Origin of the sequence: Caldibacillus debilis DSM 16016, assembly GCF_000383875.1 — a bacterium.
Classification (GTDB): Bacteria; Bacillota; Bacilli; order Bacillales; family Caldibacillaceae; genus Caldibacillus; species Caldibacillus debilis.
The window spans coordinates 68,122-86,338 of sequence record NZ_KB912883.1 but is presented as its reverse complement, the minus strand read 5'-3'; the positions used below and the strand labels follow the sequence as shown (position 1 = coordinate 86,338).

15 protein-coding genes are annotated in these 18,217 nt (G+C 54.5%); 6 read left to right on the top strand and 9 right to left on the bottom strand.

What is annotated here, in order from left to right; all coding sequences use genetic code 11:
* Positions 1-73 precede the first annotated feature (73 nt).
* The 3 genes from ltrA to pta all read right to left on the bottom strand — a co-directional run bounded on the left by ltrA (position 74) and on the right by pta (position 4,329).
* On the bottom strand, positions 74-1,336 hold the full coding sequence (ltrA, locus tag A3EQ_RS0106925) for a group II intron reverse transcriptase/maturase (protein ID WP_020154220.1): 1,263 nt from the start codon (positions 1,334-1,336) through the stop codon (positions 74-76).
* 931 nt (positions 1,337-2,267) lie between these two features.
* Positions 2,268-3,116, bottom strand: coding sequence for a lipoate--protein ligase family protein (locus A3EQ_RS0106905; RefSeq protein ID WP_026499802.1), 849 nt, complete (start codon positions 3,114-3,116; stop codon positions 2,268-2,270).
* Between the two features lie 241 nt (positions 3,117-3,357).
* Positions 3,358-4,329 carry a phosphate acetyltransferase gene (pta, locus tag A3EQ_RS0106900; RefSeq protein ID WP_020154453.1) on the bottom strand — a complete coding sequence of 324 codons (972 nt, stop codon included), beginning with the start codon at positions 4,327-4,329 and terminating at the stop codon, positions 3,358-3,360.
* A gap of 282 nt (positions 4,330-4,611) precedes the next feature.
* On the opposite strand from pta, the gene hemQ reads away from it, so the two are divergent.
* The 3 genes from hemQ (at position 4,612) to gerQ (ending at position 6,494) form a co-directional block, all read left to right on the top strand.
* Positions 4,612-5,361 carry a hydrogen peroxide-dependent heme synthase gene (hemQ, locus tag A3EQ_RS0106895; RefSeq protein ID WP_020154452.1) on the top strand — a complete coding sequence of 250 codons (750 nt, stop codon included), beginning with the start codon at positions 4,612-4,614 and terminating at the stop codon, positions 5,359-5,361.
* Between the two features lie 190 nt (positions 5,362-5,551).
* Positions 5,552-5,974: a cell wall hydrolase gene (locus A3EQ_RS0106885; RefSeq protein WP_026499801.1), complete on the top strand. Its 423-nt coding sequence runs from the start codon at positions 5,552-5,554 to the stop codon at positions 5,972-5,974.
* Positions 5,975-5,996: 22 nt separating this feature from the next.
* Positions 5,997-6,494, top strand: coding sequence for a spore coat protein GerQ (gerQ, locus tag A3EQ_RS0106880; protein WP_020154449.1), 498 nt, complete (start codon positions 5,997-5,999; stop codon positions 6,492-6,494).
* Between the two features lie 581 nt (positions 6,495-7,075).
* On the opposite strand, the gene A3EQ_RS0106865 is transcribed toward gerQ, so the two are convergent.
* Together A3EQ_RS0106865 and A3EQ_RS20755 are read right to left on the bottom strand one after the other, a co-directional pair.
* A complete protein-coding gene (locus A3EQ_RS0106865; protein ID WP_020154446.1) occupies positions 7,076-7,447 on the bottom strand; it encodes a DUF423 domain-containing protein in 372 nt (123 codons plus the stop codon).
* Positions 7,448-7,467: 20 nt separating this feature from the next.
* Positions 7,468-7,728, bottom strand: a complete 261-nt coding sequence (locus A3EQ_RS20755) for a YwdI family protein (protein ID WP_020154445.1) — start codon at positions 7,726-7,728, stop codon at positions 7,468-7,470.
* 322 nt (positions 7,729-8,050) lie between these two features.
* On the opposite strand from A3EQ_RS20755, the gene speE reads away from it, so the two are divergent.
* Positions 8,051-8,917 (top strand): polyamine aminopropyltransferase, encoded by an 867-nt coding sequence (gene speE, locus A3EQ_RS0106850; protein WP_020154443.1) that lies wholly within the window; start codon positions 8,051-8,053, stop codon positions 8,915-8,917.
* A 628-nt stretch (positions 8,918-9,545) separates the two neighbouring features.
* On the opposite strand, the gene A3EQ_RS0106840 is transcribed toward speE, so the two are convergent.
* The 4 genes from A3EQ_RS0106840 to A3EQ_RS0106825 all read right to left on the bottom strand — a co-directional run bounded on the left by A3EQ_RS0106840 (position 9,546) and on the right by A3EQ_RS0106825 (position 15,588).
* Positions 9,546-11,831 (bottom strand): glycoside hydrolase family 65 protein, encoded by a 2,286-nt coding sequence (locus tag A3EQ_RS0106840; RefSeq protein ID WP_020154441.1) that lies wholly within the window; start codon positions 11,829-11,831, stop codon positions 9,546-9,548.
* Positions 11,832-11,980: 149 nt separating this feature from the next.
* Positions 11,981-12,805, bottom strand: coding sequence for a carbohydrate ABC transporter permease (locus A3EQ_RS0106835; RefSeq protein ID WP_020154440.1), 825 nt, complete (start codon positions 12,803-12,805; stop codon positions 11,981-11,983).
* Positions 12,806-12,818: 13 nt separating this feature from the next.
* Entirely contained in the window at positions 12,819-14,033 is a 1,215-nt protein-coding gene (locus tag A3EQ_RS0106830) for a carbohydrate ABC transporter permease (RefSeq protein WP_020154439.1), read from the bottom strand.
* A gap of 301 nt (positions 14,034-14,334) precedes the next feature.
* A complete protein-coding gene (locus tag A3EQ_RS0106825) occupies positions 14,335-15,588 on the bottom strand; it encodes an extracellular solute-binding protein (protein WP_020154438.1) in 1,254 nt (417 codons plus the stop codon).
* A 112-nt stretch (positions 15,589-15,700) separates the two neighbouring features.
* Here A3EQ_RS0106825 and A3EQ_RS0106820 point away from each other — a divergent pair, with 112 nt between their 5' ends.
* Positions 15,701-16,495 (top strand): AraC family transcriptional regulator, encoded by a 795-nt coding sequence (locus A3EQ_RS0106820; protein WP_040369207.1) that lies wholly within the window; start codon positions 15,701-15,703, stop codon positions 16,493-16,495.
* Positions 16,496-16,585: 90 nt separating this feature from the next.
* Positions 16,586-17,425, top strand: a complete 840-nt coding sequence (pdxK, locus tag A3EQ_RS0106815) for a pyridoxine/pyridoxal/pyridoxamine kinase (RefSeq protein ID WP_020154436.1) — start codon at positions 16,586-16,588, stop codon at positions 17,423-17,425.
* The last annotated feature ends 792 nt before the right edge of the window (positions 17,426-18,217 follow it).

Sequence of the window (18,217 nt, the reverse complement as noted above, 5' to 3'; positions counted from 1 at the left end):
ATCGAGTAGGAGGGGGCGGCTAACCCCCGTCCCCTCACACCACCTAGCATGCGGGTCCGCACTAGGCGGTTCGTCAACCTTGACGGAGTTCGAAGTATCGTTGCGTCAAACTTTTGAGACCTTGGGCCTTCCAGTAGGACTTTCCCAGTGCTTGGTGCAGTTGAGGAGTTTTTGTTGTCCGCCATGCCCCTTTTCGGGTATTCGCAATCTCCAAAACCGTTCTCTCGTTCAGCCCCAGTGCCCTCAATTCGCGCATTCTCGTTCTCACCCGTTTCCATTGGAGCCATAGGCACAGTCGAAGCCGTCGACGCACCCATCCCTCCATGTTCCTGAGAATGGATGGGGTTTCGATGAGTTGGAAATACCCCATCCATCCCATGGTGTATTGATTCACGCGACGAATGCGTTCTTCCATTGGGAGACTCCAGTTGGGATTAGTTGATTGTCGAATGCGCTGTTTAAAGCGTTGAATCGACTTGGGAGCGAGGCGAATGCGTGCTTCCCGTTCCGGTGTAAAGCTGAATCCAAGAAACGTACGCTTCCACGGACGGTCCACGGCGCTTTTCTCCTCATTGACCTTGAGTTTGAGCTTCTTCTCTAAGAACCGTTGGATGCCTTGTTTCACCCGTAATCCTGCCCGTAGACTTTTTACGTAGATATTGCAGTCGTCTGCATAACGGCAGAATTTCAGTCCCCGTTTCTCCAATTCCTTGTCCAGATCATCGAGAAGGATGTTCGCAAGCAGAGGACTGAGCGGCCCGCCTTGCGGCGTCCCTTCCTCCGTCTGCACCTTCACCCCTCCGATCATGACGCCGGCTTGCAGGTACGCGCGGATCAATTTCAGCACGCGTTTATCTTTGACTTTCCGGGCAACCCGGCTCATCAGGATATCGTGGTTGACCCGATCAAAGAACTTTTCCAGGTCGATGTCCACGACATACCGGTATCCTTCCCGGATGTATCGTTGCGCTTGCCGAACGGCGTCATGGGCGCTGCGGCCAGGACGGAATCCGAAGCTGTAGGGAGAGAAGTCCGGGTCAAAGATCGGCGTCAGTTCCTGGAGGATGGCCTGTTGGATCAACCGGTCCATCACGGTGGGAATTCCTAACAGCCGTATGCCGCCGTTGGGTTTCGGGATTTCGACCCTGCGGACAGGCGTCGGCCGATAGGTTCCCTCCAAGAGTTGGGCTCGAATCGAGCTCCAGTGCGTCCGGATATAATCACGGAGTTGATCAGTCGATACTCCGTCGATTCCCGGCGCTCCCCGGTTGGCTTCGACCCGTTTGAGCGCCGTGATGAGGTTGTCTCTCGCTAAGATGCGTTCCAACAGAGCCATTTCAGTTCTTCTCCTTCCGCGGGATGAGATTCAGGTCTTGCCGGGCTGTGCTCAGCCCTTTGACTGAGGACCTCCGGGCTTCACCCATCTTTCCTCAGTCAAGTTCCTAAGGGGAATTCTGCTTCCACGCACAGCATCTCGAAAGAGTCTGATTCACCCCTGAGTTGACGTTCGGCCCTTCCTGTTTCAGGCGTCCCTTACTCCAGTACTATGGCCTCTGCTGACTCCTGTACGTTCAATAGAACCTTTCGGTTCTGGTTACCATCGTCAGAAGGCGTTCCGTACAGGCCTCCCCGGATAAGGGCGGACACTTTCCACTCATGCACCTGCCCAATATACCTCCACAGCCCTTGGCGGCTTGGGACTTCGTCTTGTTTCGCAGACTCGTCCGACTGTGACGGCCTCCGATTGGGTTCGTGTACCTCAGGTCGAGTGTTTGCCTCCAGCTTCCTTCGGATTCCGCCTCACAGCGGACACCCTTGCCTTCAGCTAACGGTAGGCGCTCGCCAGCCCCCGTTCGGGACTTTCACCCTATAGCGTCACACCCATGCCGGGCGTACGAAAAAGGAGCCCTTCGCTCGAACGGGCTCCTTTCCTTTTGATTGCGGCACCGGCCATCGCCCTTCGCCCGGACGTTCCCCTCATCGGAGGATGGCTTCGGGAAAGAGTGGATGCCGCCGGGCCGGCACTTACCCATGCCGGAAATCGCCCGGCCTTCCGGGGGATTTGACCGATACGGACCGGACCTATCCCGAAACATTGCCGGCCTGAAAAAAAAAGGGGCCGTTGCGGACCGGACCGTGCGTCCGTGCCCGCGTCCGCCAAATTTCCCGCAAAATGTTCGCCAAAGGGGGTTGACCGGCGCGGACCGGCAAACCCTCGACCCCCGCTTCAATAAGATTCCCGCTTCGGAAGGCATCCGGGAAGCGGCTCATTTTCCGTCGGTGTTCTTCAGCCATTTTTCGTTCCGTTCCAATACCCGGCCATAATAATAGGGATAGCGCTTCGTCTCCTCCTCATTCAGCGCCCCCGAATAACAATTCTCCCCGCTGAAGGTCCGGACCGTCCGGAAAAAGCGGAGGACGGCTTCTTCCACCGTCAAATCCCCTCCCAACAGCTCGGACAGGGAAGCCATGTTTTCCGGGACGATCTTCGGATAGCCGTACTTTACCGGCAGGTCCCGGATCCCGCGGGCATAAAATTGCCGGATGACTTCCGCCCGTTCGCTCCCGCTTCCGGTCACGCACAAATAGATCTGGACGGCCACCCCTTTTTTCAAACGGCGCTGGGAGATGCCGGCAAATTTTTTCCCCCGGATGCTCAAATCATAATTTCCGGGACAATAGGAACCGGCGATTTCCCTCGCCTCGATCTCCCCGGTCAGATCGCGGAACATCGCCCGGACAAAGGCGTACATCGCTTCGTACCCGCGGTTGATGTCGATCGCATGTTCCCGTTCCGGAAAAACGAGGGTCAGGTTCAGAATGCCCTCATCCAACGGGACGGCCAGCCCTCCCGATGTGCGGACGACGTGGCGGTAGCCGCTCTCCGCCAGAAAGCGCAGCCCTTCCTCCAAAAGGGGCAGGCGGGTATCCTGAATGCCCAATACGACCGTCCGGTGATGCACCCAGGCCCGGGCGGTCGGCGGGGCGTATCCGCCTCCGACGGATTCGCAGAGGGTATCGTCGATGGCAAAGGATTGCAGCGGATCGAACCCCGGGCCCAATCCCGATTGGTCCATGATCCGCCATTGCCGTTGATAAAGCAAGGTTTCTCCCATCAACAAAGCCACCTTTTCTGCTGTTTCCATTGATTTTGATTTTACCATAAAAAAAGCGGCCCCCGGAAAATGCCGGCAGGCAGCGGAAGGCGAAAGGGCGCAGGAAAAGCGGCGAAACCCGAAAAGCCGCATCCGCGGAATGCCGGACCGCCGGCCCGATCGTCTGACCGGCAGGCGGCATAAGCTTCTTCGCACCGGGGGCGGGTTCCCGCGGGCCGGGCCGCGCCGGGATGGATGTCCGTTACAGCGATTGGGCGGCGGTAATCAGCGCCAGCTTGTAGACGTCTTCTTCGTTGCAGCCGCGGGACAGGTCGTTCACGGGGGCGTTCAAGCCTTGGAGAATCGGTCCGATCGCCTCAAAATTCCCCAGCCGCTGGGCGATTTTGTAACCGATGTTTCCCGCTTCCAAAGAGGGGAAAATGAACACGTTGGCATCGCCCTGGATGACCGAATCCGGGGCCTTCCTTTTGGCCACGGACGGCACGAAGGCGGCGTCGAACTGGAATTCGCCGTCGATCACCAAATCCGGCTGCATCTCCTTGGCGATTTTCACCGCTTCGATCACCTTTTCCGTTTCCGGCGACCGGGCGGAACCTTTGGTGGAAAAACTCAGCATGGCCACCTTCGGCTCGATCCCGAAGATCTTGGCCGTTTTCGCGCTTTCGACGGCGATTTCCGCGAGATCCCTGCTGTCCAAGACAATATTGATGGCGCAGTCGGCGAAAACGTATTTTTCTTCGCCGCGGACCATGATAAAGGCGCCGGATGTCTTGTTTACTCCCGGTTTCGTTTTAATGATTTGCAGAGCCGGACGCACCGTGTCCGCCGTCGAATGGGCGGCGCCGCTTACCAGCCCGTCGGCTTGCCCGGCGTAAACGAGCATCGTCCCGAAATAATTCACGTCTTCCCGAAGCAATCGCCGCGCTTCTTCGACGGTTATTTTTCCTTTCCGCCGCTCGACGAATTTTTCCACCAGGCCTTCCATGTCCCCGTATCCGGCCGGATCAACCGTTTCCGTACCGTCAAGGGAAAGGCCCAATTCGACGGCCTGTTTTTCAATTTCTTGGCGGTTCCCGATCAAGACCGGGATCAGCAATTTTTCTTCCGAAAGACGGCAGGCCGCTTTCAGGATCCGTTCATCCGAACTTTCGGGAAAAACGATCCTTTTATTTTTTCCTTTTACTTTGTCTTTCACCACTTGAAACAAATCCATGGTCTCGTCCTCCTTCTTTCTTTAGCATACTATTTGTGAAAAAATTTGCAAGTTTCTCATCCCCGGGGCCGGAAACGGCAGGGAATCCCCGTTTCCCTTCCCCTTCCCCGAACGGGGAGAAAGGGACGGGGAAAATGTTAAAAAACTGCCACCAATTTGTCAAAAGTATATCCACATGGGAAATGTTGAAAATATGTTATAGTTATGAATGAAAGCGCCAAACGGCGGCCGGCGGCCGCTATCCGTACATATCCATTAATGCCTGTTGAAGGAGTGAAGAAAATGGCTGAAGCTGTCGCCACGTTGGACGGTTGGTATTGCCTCCATGACTTCCGCACCGTGGACTGGGTGCAATGGAAGACCTTGCCGGAAGAAGAAAGGGAAAAGGCGGTCAACGAATTTCTCTCCATCGTTTCCAAGTGGGAAAAGACCGCCGAGGAAAAGAAGGGAAGCCATGCCGTTTATTCCGTCGTCGGCCAAAAGGCGGATTTCCTGTTCATGATTTTGCGGCCGACCATGGAAGAATTGAACGACATCGAAACCGAATTAAGCAAAACGAAGCTGTTTGAATATTTGCTGCCCGCCTATTCCTACGTTTCCGTCGTCGAATTGAGCAATTACATGGGCGGCGGCGACGGGGATCCTTATCAAAATCCCTATGTCCGCTCCAGGCTGTACCCCCAATTGCCCAAAACGAAGTACATCTGCTTCTACCCGATGGACAAGCGCCGGGAAGGCAACGACAACTGGTACATGCTGCCGCTGGAAAAACGCCGCGAGCTGATGAAAAGCCACGGCGAAACCGGGCGCAAATACGGCGACAAAGTGAAACAGATCATTACCGGATCCGTCGGTTTCGACGATTATGAATGGGGGGTCACCCTGTTTTCCGACGACGTCCTGCAATTCAAAAAATTGGTTTATGAAATGCGCTTCGATGAAGTCAGCGCCCGCTACGGGGAATTCGGCTCCTTCTTCGTCGGCGTTTTGGCCGATGGGGACCGGCTGAAAAGATTGTTAAAAATCGAATAACCGGGGAAAAGGAGAACATTCCGCTCCTTCTTCCCCTTTTTTCCGTCCGCATCCTCCCGCGGACGTTTTTTTATGGTCATGGCTCCGGGGAAAAAAACATATACATAGAATGGAATGGGCTTTTATCGGCATGTCTTCCGGCGGAGCTTCCGTCCGGTTGTTTTATGAATTTCCCATCGGGAGGAGTCATATGGCGGTCATCTCCTATAACGAAGAAGAGGTGAAATTGCTGGCGAGACTCATGCGCGCGGAAGCGGAAGGCGACGGCAATTTGGGTATGCTGATGGTGGGCAACACGGGCGTTAACCGGGTGATGGCCGATTGCCTGGATTTCCAGCCGATCCGCAGCATCACCGATATGGTTTTCCAATCGCCGGGGGGCTTTGAAGCGGTGCAAAAGGGATATTTTTATCAGCCCGCGCGGGAGAACGAAAAAAGATTGGCCCGGCGGGTGATCAACGGGGAAAGATTCCATCCGGCCACCCATTCCCTCTGGTTTTTTAAACCGACAGGAGACTGCCCGGCTCAATGGTATAACCAGTGGAACGCCGGCAGATTCAAGTCCCACTGTTTTTATTCTCCGGTCCCGTCGGCTTGTCCGAACATTTATTAAATTTTTACCGGGAGGGATTTACATGAGCCAATCGTCCAATTCGAGCGGCAACCCGTGGTATTATCCGGGATATTTTCCCTACAGGCAGGCGGTTTTTCCCCAATCCGTCGCCCCTTCGCCCTATCAAGCGGCCCAGCCCTATTCTCATCAGCAGGTGCCCCTTTCCCAGCAGCTTCCTTCGGGGTCGGTCATCCAAACCCCATCGACGGGGGCGGGCGCCCAACAAGTACCGGGCATGCTTCCCCTCGAACAATCCTATATCGAAAACATCCTCCGCCTGAACAGGGGAAAATTCATCACCGTCTATATGACTTTCGAAAACAATGTAGAGTGGAACGCCAAGATTTTCCGGGGGATCATCGAAGCGGCGGGAAGGGATCATCTGATCATCAGCGATCCGGAGACGGGAAAACGGTATTTATTGCCGATGGTTTACTTTAATTACGCGGAGTTTGACGAAGAACTGAACTATTATTATCCCTATTCAACGCCTCCATTGGCCACCTACCAGCCGAGATAATCCCCTCCCTTTCAGCGGGCCGGGCGATTCCGCGGCGAAAATCCCCTGCCGGCCGGGCAAATGCGGCCGGCTTTTTTTCCAACGGGGCAGGACAGGTTTTCCGCCGCCTGCCGGATCGAAGGCGGGGAACCTTTGGCAAAGGCTTGTTCAGCCCAAAGGCTCTTTCCGTTCAAGCGCAGCCGTTTATTTCCTCCGGCCACTCGCAAGTTCCGTTTCCGTCCGGTTCAAAATCGCCGGGCTTAAAAGCGGCTTCTCCCATCTATTGGGGAAAATTCGTCAGCCCATACGGGAGAGCCGGCGGCCAATTTTACCGCCCGGAAAAAATTGGTCGGCCGATGCCGGGGAACCCCGGATCCCCAGCGCCGGCCGCCGGACAAAAAAGGGAACCGTCCCGTTCCGGACCGGCTGGAGAGGAGGGGACGTTTTTTTGCTTTCCGTCCTTCCCTCCTGCCGGCGACAGCCGTCTCTTCTCCAAAAGGCAGGCCCTTGATCCGGCATTCCCTGTGAAAGAAGAACGGGGCTTTCATCCGCCGCAGGACGGATGAGAAGCCCCTTAAAATCGATTTGGTCGCGGCCGACTCTTATCCCAATTTGGCGGAAGCGATCATCAACAGCAGCCAGGCGATCAAAAAACATACCCCGCCGACCGGCGTGACCGCGCCGAGGGCGCGGAAACCGGATGCCGATAAGATGTACAAGCTTCCGGAAAAAATGATGATCCCCGCAAAGAACAGCCATCCCGACCAGTTGAGCAGCGGATTTTCCGGATGTTTTCCTGCGAGGATGCCGACGGCCAACAGGGCCGCAGCGTGAAACATTTCATACTTGACGCCCGTTTGCCAGATCTCCAAAGCGCCGGGATCGAGCTTCCTTTCCAAAACGTGGGCGCCGAAGGCGCCTAAAGCTACGGAAAGGAAACCGTTCAAGGCGCCGAGAAAAAGAAAGATGTTCATCCGAACCTACCTCCCGAATATCAAAAGTCCAAAAGGGAATCCCCGTTCGCCCCGTCATCGGTCTCCAGCTTTTCCTGATGGTAAACGGTTGTTTGCACGGGCCTTTCCCCGCCCGGGGCAGTCCCGGCGGAGGGAATTTCCCCCTTTTTGTCTTCCAAAATCAATTCGCAAAGGGTTTTGATCGCTTCCACCGTTTCCCGGATCTTCCGTTCGTCCTTTTGCAGGCGGGCTTCACCCGCCTTTTCCTCCATCTTTTTCAAGATCGCTTCATAGGATATCATCGGATCACCTTTTCCCGTCGAAATGTGGCCGCCGTAAAAACGCGAAGGGGGTTTCTTTCATCTTTTATATTACATGAAAACCGGCGATTTATCGAATGTCCGCATCATCCGGCGCATGCCCGGACGAACGCTCGCCGAAGGAAGGGGTAAATACGGCCCGATCCGAAGGGTCGGGGTGCGCCGTGCGGAACCGCGGCAGCCGCGCCCAAAGGGCCGCATACCCCCCCTTTCTGGCATTCGCGGGGAAATATTGATAGAATAGAGATTGCTTCTGCAGCTCTGTCTGCCTTGCAGAAAATCAAAAAGACGGGAGGAAAAGCGGATGACAAAATACCCGGAGTGGATTGAAGAAAAAGACGGTTCCTTGTGGCTCACGGAGTATGAACGGGAAAATTTGAAAATCAGCTACCGGTTAAAGGAAATCATTTTCTCCGAGTCCTCTCCCTTCCAACACGTCATGATCGTGGACACCTTCGATTTCGGCCGGGCCCTCGTCCTGGACGGAATCGTGCAGACCACCGCGTTGGACGGGCATATCTATAATGAAATGATCACCCATGTGCCCCTTTGTCTCCATCCGAATCCGAAAAAGGTTTTGATCATCGGCGGCGGAGACTGCGGCGCGGCGAGGGAAGCGGCAAAATATCCCCATATCGAACGGATCGACATGGTGGAGATCGACGAGCTGGTCGTCAAGGCGTGCAAGGCCCATTTGCAGGAAATATCGGGAAACTTGTCCGACCCGCGGGTGCATTTTATTTTCGATGACGGCCTCCGTTTTGTCAAAGACCGGCGGAATGAATACGACGTGGTCATCGTCGACTCTTCCGACCCGATCGGACCGGCGGAACATTTGTTCGAGCGCGGGTTCTATGAAGATCTCCACCGCGTCCTGAAGGACGACGGGATCATGGTTTGCCAAAGCCAGTCCCCTGTCTTTCATCAAAACGTGCTGCGGAACACGGCCTCCATTTTGAAGGAACTGTTTGCCTTTTCCAAAACCTACATCGCCACCGTGCCGACCTATCCGGGCGGATTGTGGAGCTTTACCGCCGGATCGAAAACCTATCCGTTGGACCGCTTTCCGGATCGGATCACGCCCGTTGAAACGAAATATTTCAACGAAGAAATCCTGAAAAGCTGCTTTTCCCTGCCGACCTTCATGGAAAATTTCCTGCCGAACGGGTGAATCGATCGGGGCACGGCCCTATTCCGCCCGCCTTCATCTTTCTTGCCCCATCCCGGCGGCTTTTTCGAACCTTTCCAAGAATTTTTCCTTCCGGCTGCGGAAGGATCCGGTACGAAGACCGCAAGCCGGGTTGGCTTTCCCTTCGTCCGGGCCTCCTTCGGATTCCTCCCGCGCCGGGGGCTCCCTCCCGCCCTCAGGCGCCGCAAAGGGCGTCCGGGAGAGTTCCAGCGAAGCATCGCCCCTGCCGGGCGAACGAATCGAGTAGGGGTTGCCGTCCCTGACCACCCCTCTCACAGAACCGCACGCGCGGGGCATCGCATACGGCTCTTGCCGCTAATCCCCGCTGGGGACATTAGGAGCCTCCGCACGATTCCTCACGGATACCGCACTGTCTGTCGGCGAATACTTAGCGACTGACCAGCGGCTGTATTCGGGACTTTCACCCTATAGCGAAGCATGCTGCCACACGCACAAAAAGCGGAATCGGTCCTATGCCGATTCCGCTTTTTTTTAGAGGGAGAATGGCCGAAAACGGAAAGCTGCGAAAAAGCTCTTATAACGCGCCGGGGCCGGCCCGCCTCCGATCGCCGCAAGAATCGTTCGCAAAAAGGGAAACGGAGCCGGGATATCATTTGCTTTTTGCGGCAAGGAGCGGGAAGCTTTTCTTTCCTTCCAGCAGGCAGGATTCCCCGTTGACCGTAATCGTGAGAGGATCCCCTTCCAACTGGAATCGGGCGCCGCTTTCATCCACATCCACCGTGATTTTCCGTTTCCGGTATTGGATGGTGAAACGGTAATGCTTCCAGGCATCCGGCAATTTCGGCGCGAAATGGAGGCCCGACTCCTTGATCCTTAAGCCCGCAAAGCCGAAGATGATCCCCATGTACGTTCCGCCCATGTTCGCCAGATGCAGGCCGTCCTTCGTATTCCCGTGGGTATTGTCCAAATCGAGGCGGGCCGTTTCGACAAAGTACCGATAGGCTTTCTCCACATCGCCGATCTTCGCGCCCATGATGCTGAAAATGCAGGAAGAAAGGGACGAATCGTGGGTCGTTATTTTTTCATAATACAAATACGAATTTTTCATCGTCTCCAAATCTTCCTCGTCCAGCAAAAAATGGGCGAGGACCGTGTCCGCCTGTTTGCAGACCTGGTACCGGTACAAGGTGAGCGGGTGGTAATGGAGCAAAAGCGGGTAATGGTCTCCAGGCGTGTTGGCGAAATCCCATACCGCCTTTTGCAAAAAGGTGTCGTCCTGCGGGTTGATCTTCAATTTTTCGTCATAGGGCAGAAACATGCATTCCGCGGCCCGCTGCCAAAGTTCCTTTTCTTCATCGGCGAGGGAGAGCTTTTCCTTTAGGGACCGAAGCAGTTCCGGTTTCTCCCTTTGCCACCGGTCGTAGATCTTCGCCGCCCAGCGCAGATTGTATTTGGCCATGGCGTTCGTATAGTAATTGTTGTTGACGATGCAGGTGTATTCATCGGGCCCGGTCACCGCATCGATGCGGAACTGCCCGTCCCGGAAATGGCCGGTTTCAAGCCACAGGCGGGCCGTTTCAAACAGCACTTCCCCTCCGTATTCGGCAAGAAAGGCTTCGTCGCCGGTCGCCAAGTAGTATTGGATGTAACTGTAAGCGATGTCGGCGCTGATATGGTATTGGGCCGAACCGGACGGAAAATAGGAAGAACATTCGCTCCCGGAAATCGTCCGCCACGGATACAGGGCCCCCTTTTTATGCCCCATGTTTCTCGCGTGTTCCCTGGCCGCGTCCAGTTTGGAATGGCGGTAGATCAGCAGCTTCTTTGCCAATTCCGGTTTCGTCAGGATAAAGACGGGCACCATATAAATTTCCGTATCCCAAAAATAATGGCCCTCATAGCCTTCCCCGGACAGTCCTTTCGCCGCAATGTGGGAATGGGGATCCCGCCCGGCCGACTGGAGCAGGTGGAACAGGTTGAAGCGGATCCCTTCCTGAAGCTTCGCGTCCCCGTCGATGCGGACGTCGGCATCCCGCCAAAATTCGTCCAGCTCCGCCTTTTGTTCGGCCAAAAAATCGGAAAAGGTTTTCCCTTCCAGTTCCCGGTGGATGGCCAGCCCTTTTTTGACGAGATCTTCCCCGTGCCGCAAAGTGTCGGTATACACGTTCCTTTTTTCGACGGTCACCGCTTGATTCAGGGGAAAGGTGAGGGACGCCGTCACCCGTTTGGGGCCCGCCTCCTGTTCCGCCCTGGCGCCGTTGTCCGCGATGTATTTCGTCAAACAGGCCGTCTGCAGCTTCGAACGTTTCGTTTCCGCCAGGACGAAGCCGACGTCCTCCTTGATCCCGCTATCGATCACCTGCAACAGTTTGTTGTGGCCGGATCCGACCCGGGGATCGGATTCGCTCACATAATTCTCCACATCCCCGTCAACGGTGCCGACGATCTTCACCTGGCCGAAAAAATTCACCGGCCGGATCGTCAGCTGGATGGCGAACAGCTCCTTTCGGCGGAAGGAAACGAGGCGGCGGAAAAGGATGTCCACCACCTTCCCTTTCGGGGAGCGCCAGCGGACCGACCGCTCCGTGTAGCCCTTATCCAGATGGAGGATCCGGGAATAGGAGAGGATTTCCCCGGTAAACGGGGAAAATTTTTCCATGTCTTCCCCGAGGAATATATCCAAACCCTGGGCATCGATAATATTGGCCAATTTTTGTTGGGTCTCCGGGAAGGCGGGCAATTTTTCCCCGTATTTCACGTCGACAATATCGTGGAAGGCGTTGATATAAGTGCCCCTGATCGTGTCGAAATCCGCCGGGTACCCTTCCTCAAAATTGCCCCGCACCCCCAAATAGCCGTTGGCCAAGGAATACAAGCTTTCCTGCATCAACAAATCTTCGTTTTTCAATGATTGGTGCGATATCGTCCAAGACATGATGCGACACTCCCGTTCTTGCTGAATGCGTGTATTCTTTCCGTGTTCCCGTTCAACGGACCGGGATCGGCACCGTCAGGTTCCTCTGAATGCGTATATTCTTTCCATTGCCGTTTGCATCCGGAAACACTGCACCGGCCGAAAAGGATTCATTCCTTCACGCTGCCGGAAATGAGCCCGGATACGATTTGTTTTTGGAAAAACAAGACAACCAACAAGGTGGGAATCGTTACGATCGTCGTCGCCGCCGTTACCTGCCCCCACAAAATTTCGAATTGGGTCCGCAAGAAAGAAATGGCAACGGGAACGGTATGATATCTCACATCGGAGTTCAAGGTGACCGTCAAGAGAAACTCGTTCCAAGCGGCGATAAACACGATGATCGCCGTCGTGAACACCCCGGGAGCCGCCAGCGGGAAGACGATTTTGTACAGCGTTTGAAAGGCGGAGGCTCCGTCGATCTTCGCCGATTCTTCCAACGCGAGGGGAATTTGGTTGAAATGGGTCACCAAAATCCACACCGATGTCGGCAAGGTGATCGTCGAATAGGGCAAGACGACGGCGTAGCTGTTCGTCAGCCCCAGATCGTGAAAGAGATTGTAAACCGGACCGGTGACGATCATCTGCGGAAACATGGATACGGCCAGGATCAAGCCGAGCAACAGATTTTTGCCGCGGAACTCGAACCGGGAAATCGCGTAGGCGCACAAGGTGGCGACGGCGATGATGTAGACGGTCGTCGTCCCGGCGACGATGAAACTGTTTTTCACCGCGTTCAAGATCCCCTTTTCAAACAGGACGGTCAAATAGTTTTGCAAGGTCGGTTCGCGGGGGATCACGCGGAAGGCGCCCTCCCCGTAGATTTCGCCGGTGGATTTGAAGGATGTGATAAAGATCCAGAAAAACGGAAAGAGCATGGCGATCAAGAAAACCGCGACCAACAGGACCCCGGCCAACTTCATCGTTCTGTTCATCCCTGTCGCCCCCTCAATTTTTCTCCATTAAATTGGTTCCAAGTATTTTGACAAAGATGACGGCGATGGCGGCGACACAGGCAAACATGATCATGACGACCACCGAACCGTAGCCGAAATTCGTCTGTCCGAACATCGCTTTATACGCGTACACCGACAGCGTCTCCGTCGAACCGCCGGGGCCGCCTCCGGTCAAAACGTAGATCAAATCGAAGACGCGGAAGGCATCCAACGTCCGGAACAACAGGGCGACCAAAATGGACGGCTTCAAGAGGGGCAGGGTGACCCGGACGAAGGATTGCCACTTGTTCGCCCCGTCGATCGAAGCCGCTTCATACAGGCTCGGGGAGATGTTTTGCAGCCCGGCCAACAGCAGAAGGGCCATGTAAGGCGTCGTTTTCCAGACGTCCGCGATGATGGTTGCCGCCATTGCCCAGCCCGGCGATTGCAACAAGTCGGTGGAGGACTGGATCAGTCCGACCTGCTCAAAAATCTTGGCGACGACGCCGAAGCTTCCGTCATAAAGATATCCCCACATCAGCGCCGCCACGGCGGTCGGAATGGCCCAGGGGATCAGGGAAACGGTGCGCACCGGCCCCTGCCCGATGAAGGCCTTGTTCATGATCAGCGCCAAGGCGAGACCGAACAGGAATTCGAAAAACACGGAAACGGCCGTAAACAGCACGGTATTCCACACCGCCGTGCCGACCCGGGGATCGGTGAAGGCCTTTTTATAGTTGTCCAATCCGACGAAATTCGAGGGAATGACGCTGTCTTTGATGTCATCCAACAAAAGGGGCAGATTTTCCCCGTTTTTCAGGGCGTATTTCCGGTTCCATTCTTCCAGCTTCGGTTTGGCCGCTTTATAGAATTGTTCGATCTCTTCCTTCTGTTCCTTGGAAATGCGGATTACGCCTTTTTCTTCCGAATATTGGCCGCTGATCCGCTGCAGATCCGCCAACAGCCGCTTCGCTTCTTCGACGTCCGCCCCGTCGGTCATGGACGGCAGATCTTCCTCGAGAAACATCCCGACGTAAAAGGCGGTCTCATTGAAAAGGTCCGCATTGAACCGTTCGCTCAAATAAAGGCCGGATTTTTGCTGGTTGTTCAACCGGTAGTCGAAAAAGGTATAGGTGAGGGATTGCAGGACCGGCCACAAAGAAAAAACGGCGATCAGCGCCAGCGCGGGCAAAAGAAACAAAAATCCCTTCCATCCCATCCTCCGCATGCCCATGTCCCCTTTCTTATCCATTTATGAATCGGCCGGCTTTTCCGGGCGGCATGTGCTCCTCTGATGGCGTTGCCGGGACAAACCCGGGAAGCCGTGCCTCGACCTGCTGTCCATTTTCATCTGCGTCTTTAACCGGCGGCTCCCCCTTCCCGGCATTATGGGAGGGAAAGCGATTCCCGCGGCCTTCCCGGAACGCCGAAAAATGAGGGTCCTTCCTGGGAAATGACGGAACGGTAACGAAATCCTTCGAAAAAACGGTGAGAAAAGGGCTCTAACAAGTTAGAGCCCATCGCATCCGTTATTGGCCGATCGCCTGTTGAATCGCTTGCACCGCTTCGTCCAACCCTTTGCCCGAGCTTAAATATTTATGGGCATTGACTTGGATCGTATCGGATACTTTGGAATACTCCGGAGAAACGGGACGGGCGATCGTCGTTTCCAAAGCTTTTTTGAAACCTTCCATCGACAACAGGGTGTTGGCCTGGACCACTTCGGAATCCGTCAACAACGCGTTGTAACCGGGCAAGTATCCGCCTTTGGTCGACATGATCTTTTGCCCTTCCGGTCCGGACAAAAATTTGATGAATTCCCATGCGCCGTCGATGTTTTTGGAGTTTTTGTTGATGGCCAAGAGCCATCCGCCGACGGAACCGCCGTTGGGCAGCGGCGCGACGCCGACTTGATCGGCCTTGATCTTCACCCCGTCTTCCTGGCCTTGAATCCGTCCGAAGGCGTAGGGCCAGTTGCGGGCGAATACGCTTTGCCCTTGTTCAAAGACGGTGTGGGTTTCTCCTTCCATGTACGTCAAAATGTCATCCGGCGTGGCCTCGGATTTCGTAAATTGATACATTGTTTCCAGGCCGCCTTTGATGTCTTTGAAAGAGTTGGTAAATTCCGTCACGTTTACGGTTAACCCTTCATATTGTTTCGATTGATAAACGAATCCGTATTTCGTTCCGCCTTGCCCTTTGTATTTTTCGGCCATCGCCAGCAAGTCCTGATAGGTGTAGTCGCCGCTTTCCAGCTTCTTGGCGTCTTCCTGGCTGACGATATCTTTGCGGTAATAGAGCAGGCCGACGTCAGGGAAAAACGGCAGGGTGTATTGTTTTCCTTTGTAGTTTCCGGAGGCCATCGAACCGGCATTGAAGTCTTCTTTTTTAAGCCCGGCTTCCTGCATCCGGACATCGATCGGTTCCAGATAGCCGGCTCCGGCAAATTCCCCTGCCCAGACCACGTCCAGGGAAAGGACATCGTAGTCGGAAGAACCGCTGGACAGCGAGGTCAGCAATTGGTCATGCATTTGCGCGGAATCGTTTGTCATTTGTTCCCATTCCACTTTGTACTTGTCCTGGCTGCTGTTAAACGCGTCGATCGCGGCTTGCGTGGCGGGTGTGTTGTCGTTTTGGGCGGCGAATTTGATGACGACGGGTTCCTTATCTCCCCCCTCGTTTTTCGAACCGTTTTCCGCATTGTTTTCGCTTTTATTGCCGCATGCGGCAAGCAGCCCCAACGACAGCAAAACGATCATCAGTCCAAAAAGCCGCTTTTTCATTTTATTGCCCCCTTTCGAATTTTTCCTCCTTCATGGTAAAATGAAATCGATTCCAAAGATATTAATTTTTTTAGGTTTTTGGCAAATTTTTTTCAAAAGTGAGGGTGATCCGATGGAGAAGAAAATCCAGGAAGCCTTGCTCCGCCAATTTTTCAAGGAGCGGATGAAAAACCGGCAAAACGGATATTTGCACCCCTCCTACGCCTTGGAAAGAAAGATGATGGAAGCGATCAAAAGGGGCAATACGGAAAGCGCCTTGCAGGCGCTGAATGAAATAAACAACCTGCAGCGGGCCAAGTTGGCGGATCACCCGATCCGTTCCCTGAAAAACTCCCTGATCTGCTCCTGCACCCTGTTTACGCGGGCGATCATCCAAGGCGGGGTGCATCCGGAAATCGCCTATAATTTGAGCGACGTGATGATCCAGGAGATCGAAAGGCTCGATTCGAAAGAAGAACTGGAAAATTTCGAGTACAGCATGATTTGCACGTTCATCGATACGCTGAAGAAAGAGGCGATGCCCGTCTACCACTCCATCGTCCAGCGGGCCATCGAGTTCATCCACGACCACATTCTTCAGGACCTCTCCCTGAAGATCATCGCCGAAAAACTGTATGTCCATCCGAGCTATTTGTCGAACCGGTTCAAGCAGGAAACCGGGTTGACGATCACCGATTACATCAACCGGAAGCGGCTCGAGGAATCTAAATTTTTCCTGATCCATTCGGAGCTTCCGATCGCCGAAATCTCCCATTTGTTCCGCTTTTGCAACCAAAGCTATTACACGCGCCTGTTCAAAAAAATTTTTGGCATGACGCCGAAAAAATTCCGGGAACTCGCTTACGAAGAAAGTTTCTGGAGCGCCCCCGCCGCCGGCGGGCGGGAAACCGCCAAGGAATTCCATTAATCCGATCGGAGTTTTCCATTTTCCTCTTTTGTATATTGTTTTAAACACTGATATAATTGGAATGAGACATTCAGGAAGAGGTGACCACGCATGGCAATGTTGAAAGTATTGACCTTGGCCGGTTCCGATTCGAGCGGGGGAGCGGGCATTCAAGCGGACTTAAAAACCTTCCAGGAACACGGCGTCTACGGAATGACCGCCCTTACGACGATCGTTGCCATGGATCCGAAAGAACATTGGAAACATCGGGTTTTCCCGATTGATGCGAATACTGTCGAAGCCCAATTGGAAACGGTGTTATCCGTTGGGATCGATGCGATGAAAACGGCCATGCTCGGTTCCGTGGAAATAGTCGAGCTGGCGGCCCGGAAAATCGACGAATATCAATTGACGAATGTCGTTGTGGATCCCGTCATGGTCTGCAAAGGGGAGGATGAAGTGCTGCTCCCCGAAACGGTGGACGCATCGAGGGAACTTCTCCTGCCCCGGGCGCTCGTCACCACGCCGAACCTCTTTGAAGCATGGCAGCTGTCCAAAACCGGACCGATCAAAACGGTGGACGACATGAAAAAAGCGGCGGAAAAAATCATCGCGCTGGGAGCGAAAAACGTCGTCATCAAAGGCGGAAAACAACTGGCCCACGACAAGGCGGTCGATCTGTTCTACGACGGGAAACAGTTCGTCCTCCTGGAAACGGAAAAGATCGACACGACTTACAACCACGGGGCGGGCTGCACCTTCGCGGCGGCCATCACCGCCAACCTGGCGAAGGGCGAATCGGTGCTCGACGCCGTCTTCCATGCCAAGGAATTTGTCACGGCGGCCATCGCCCACGGCTGGAAGCTGAACCAATACGTCGGCCCCGTCATGCACGGCGCTTACAACCTTTACAAAGGAAAGACGCCGGAAGTCCGATTGGTTAAAGAATGAGGCAAACCGGACGGGAACTGCGATTCACGCCGCCCTCCGCATAACGCGCCCGGTTCTCCGCGTTTGTTCCGACGATCCTGCAAAAGATGACAAAAGGAAATCCGCAGCCGAAAACAAGAGGCTGCGGATTTTCTTTTTCGGGCGACCTTCGTCGAGAGCCGGGAAAGGAAGACGGGCGGGGAAAACCGCCCCGGGGGTTGGCGGGAAACCTGACGTCCCGGCGGTCTTGATCCGAAGCTTTACGCCCCTCCCGCAAGGCCGCCGAAACCGGATGCGGACCCGACCTGAAATTTGCCCTTTCCAATCCCTTTTCTTTCACCGATCCCAGAATTTTCAAAGCGATCACGCTTGAGGGAATTCAAAAGGATGAGGACCGTTCGGCCGGCTTGTCCCATCCCCCTTGGAAATAGGAGGCAATCATCGCTTGCATGGGGAACTTCAGCCGTTTTGGCAGCATGACCCATGCCGCTGAAAATATCCCGTCAGACCGCAAAAATTTGTCGCCGGCGCCGGGCTAAGCAAAAGGGAACGGTGCTGGAGAGGCAGAAGTAATTGGAAATCATAACATGCGCAATCGAATTTTATAACAATCCATGCATAGGAAAAAACTTCGTAATCTGCATGAACTTTTTTGCAGCCCATAATGATAATCTTTCGGCCGTTTTTTCCATTTCACCTGAACAAGCCGATCAAAAAGTACATCATGACTCCGCCTGAATACCGGCCCCGGGCCGCGCCGCGAAAAACTTGCCACATCCCCGAGCGATCTTTTCCTTTCCCACTTCCCGGCGT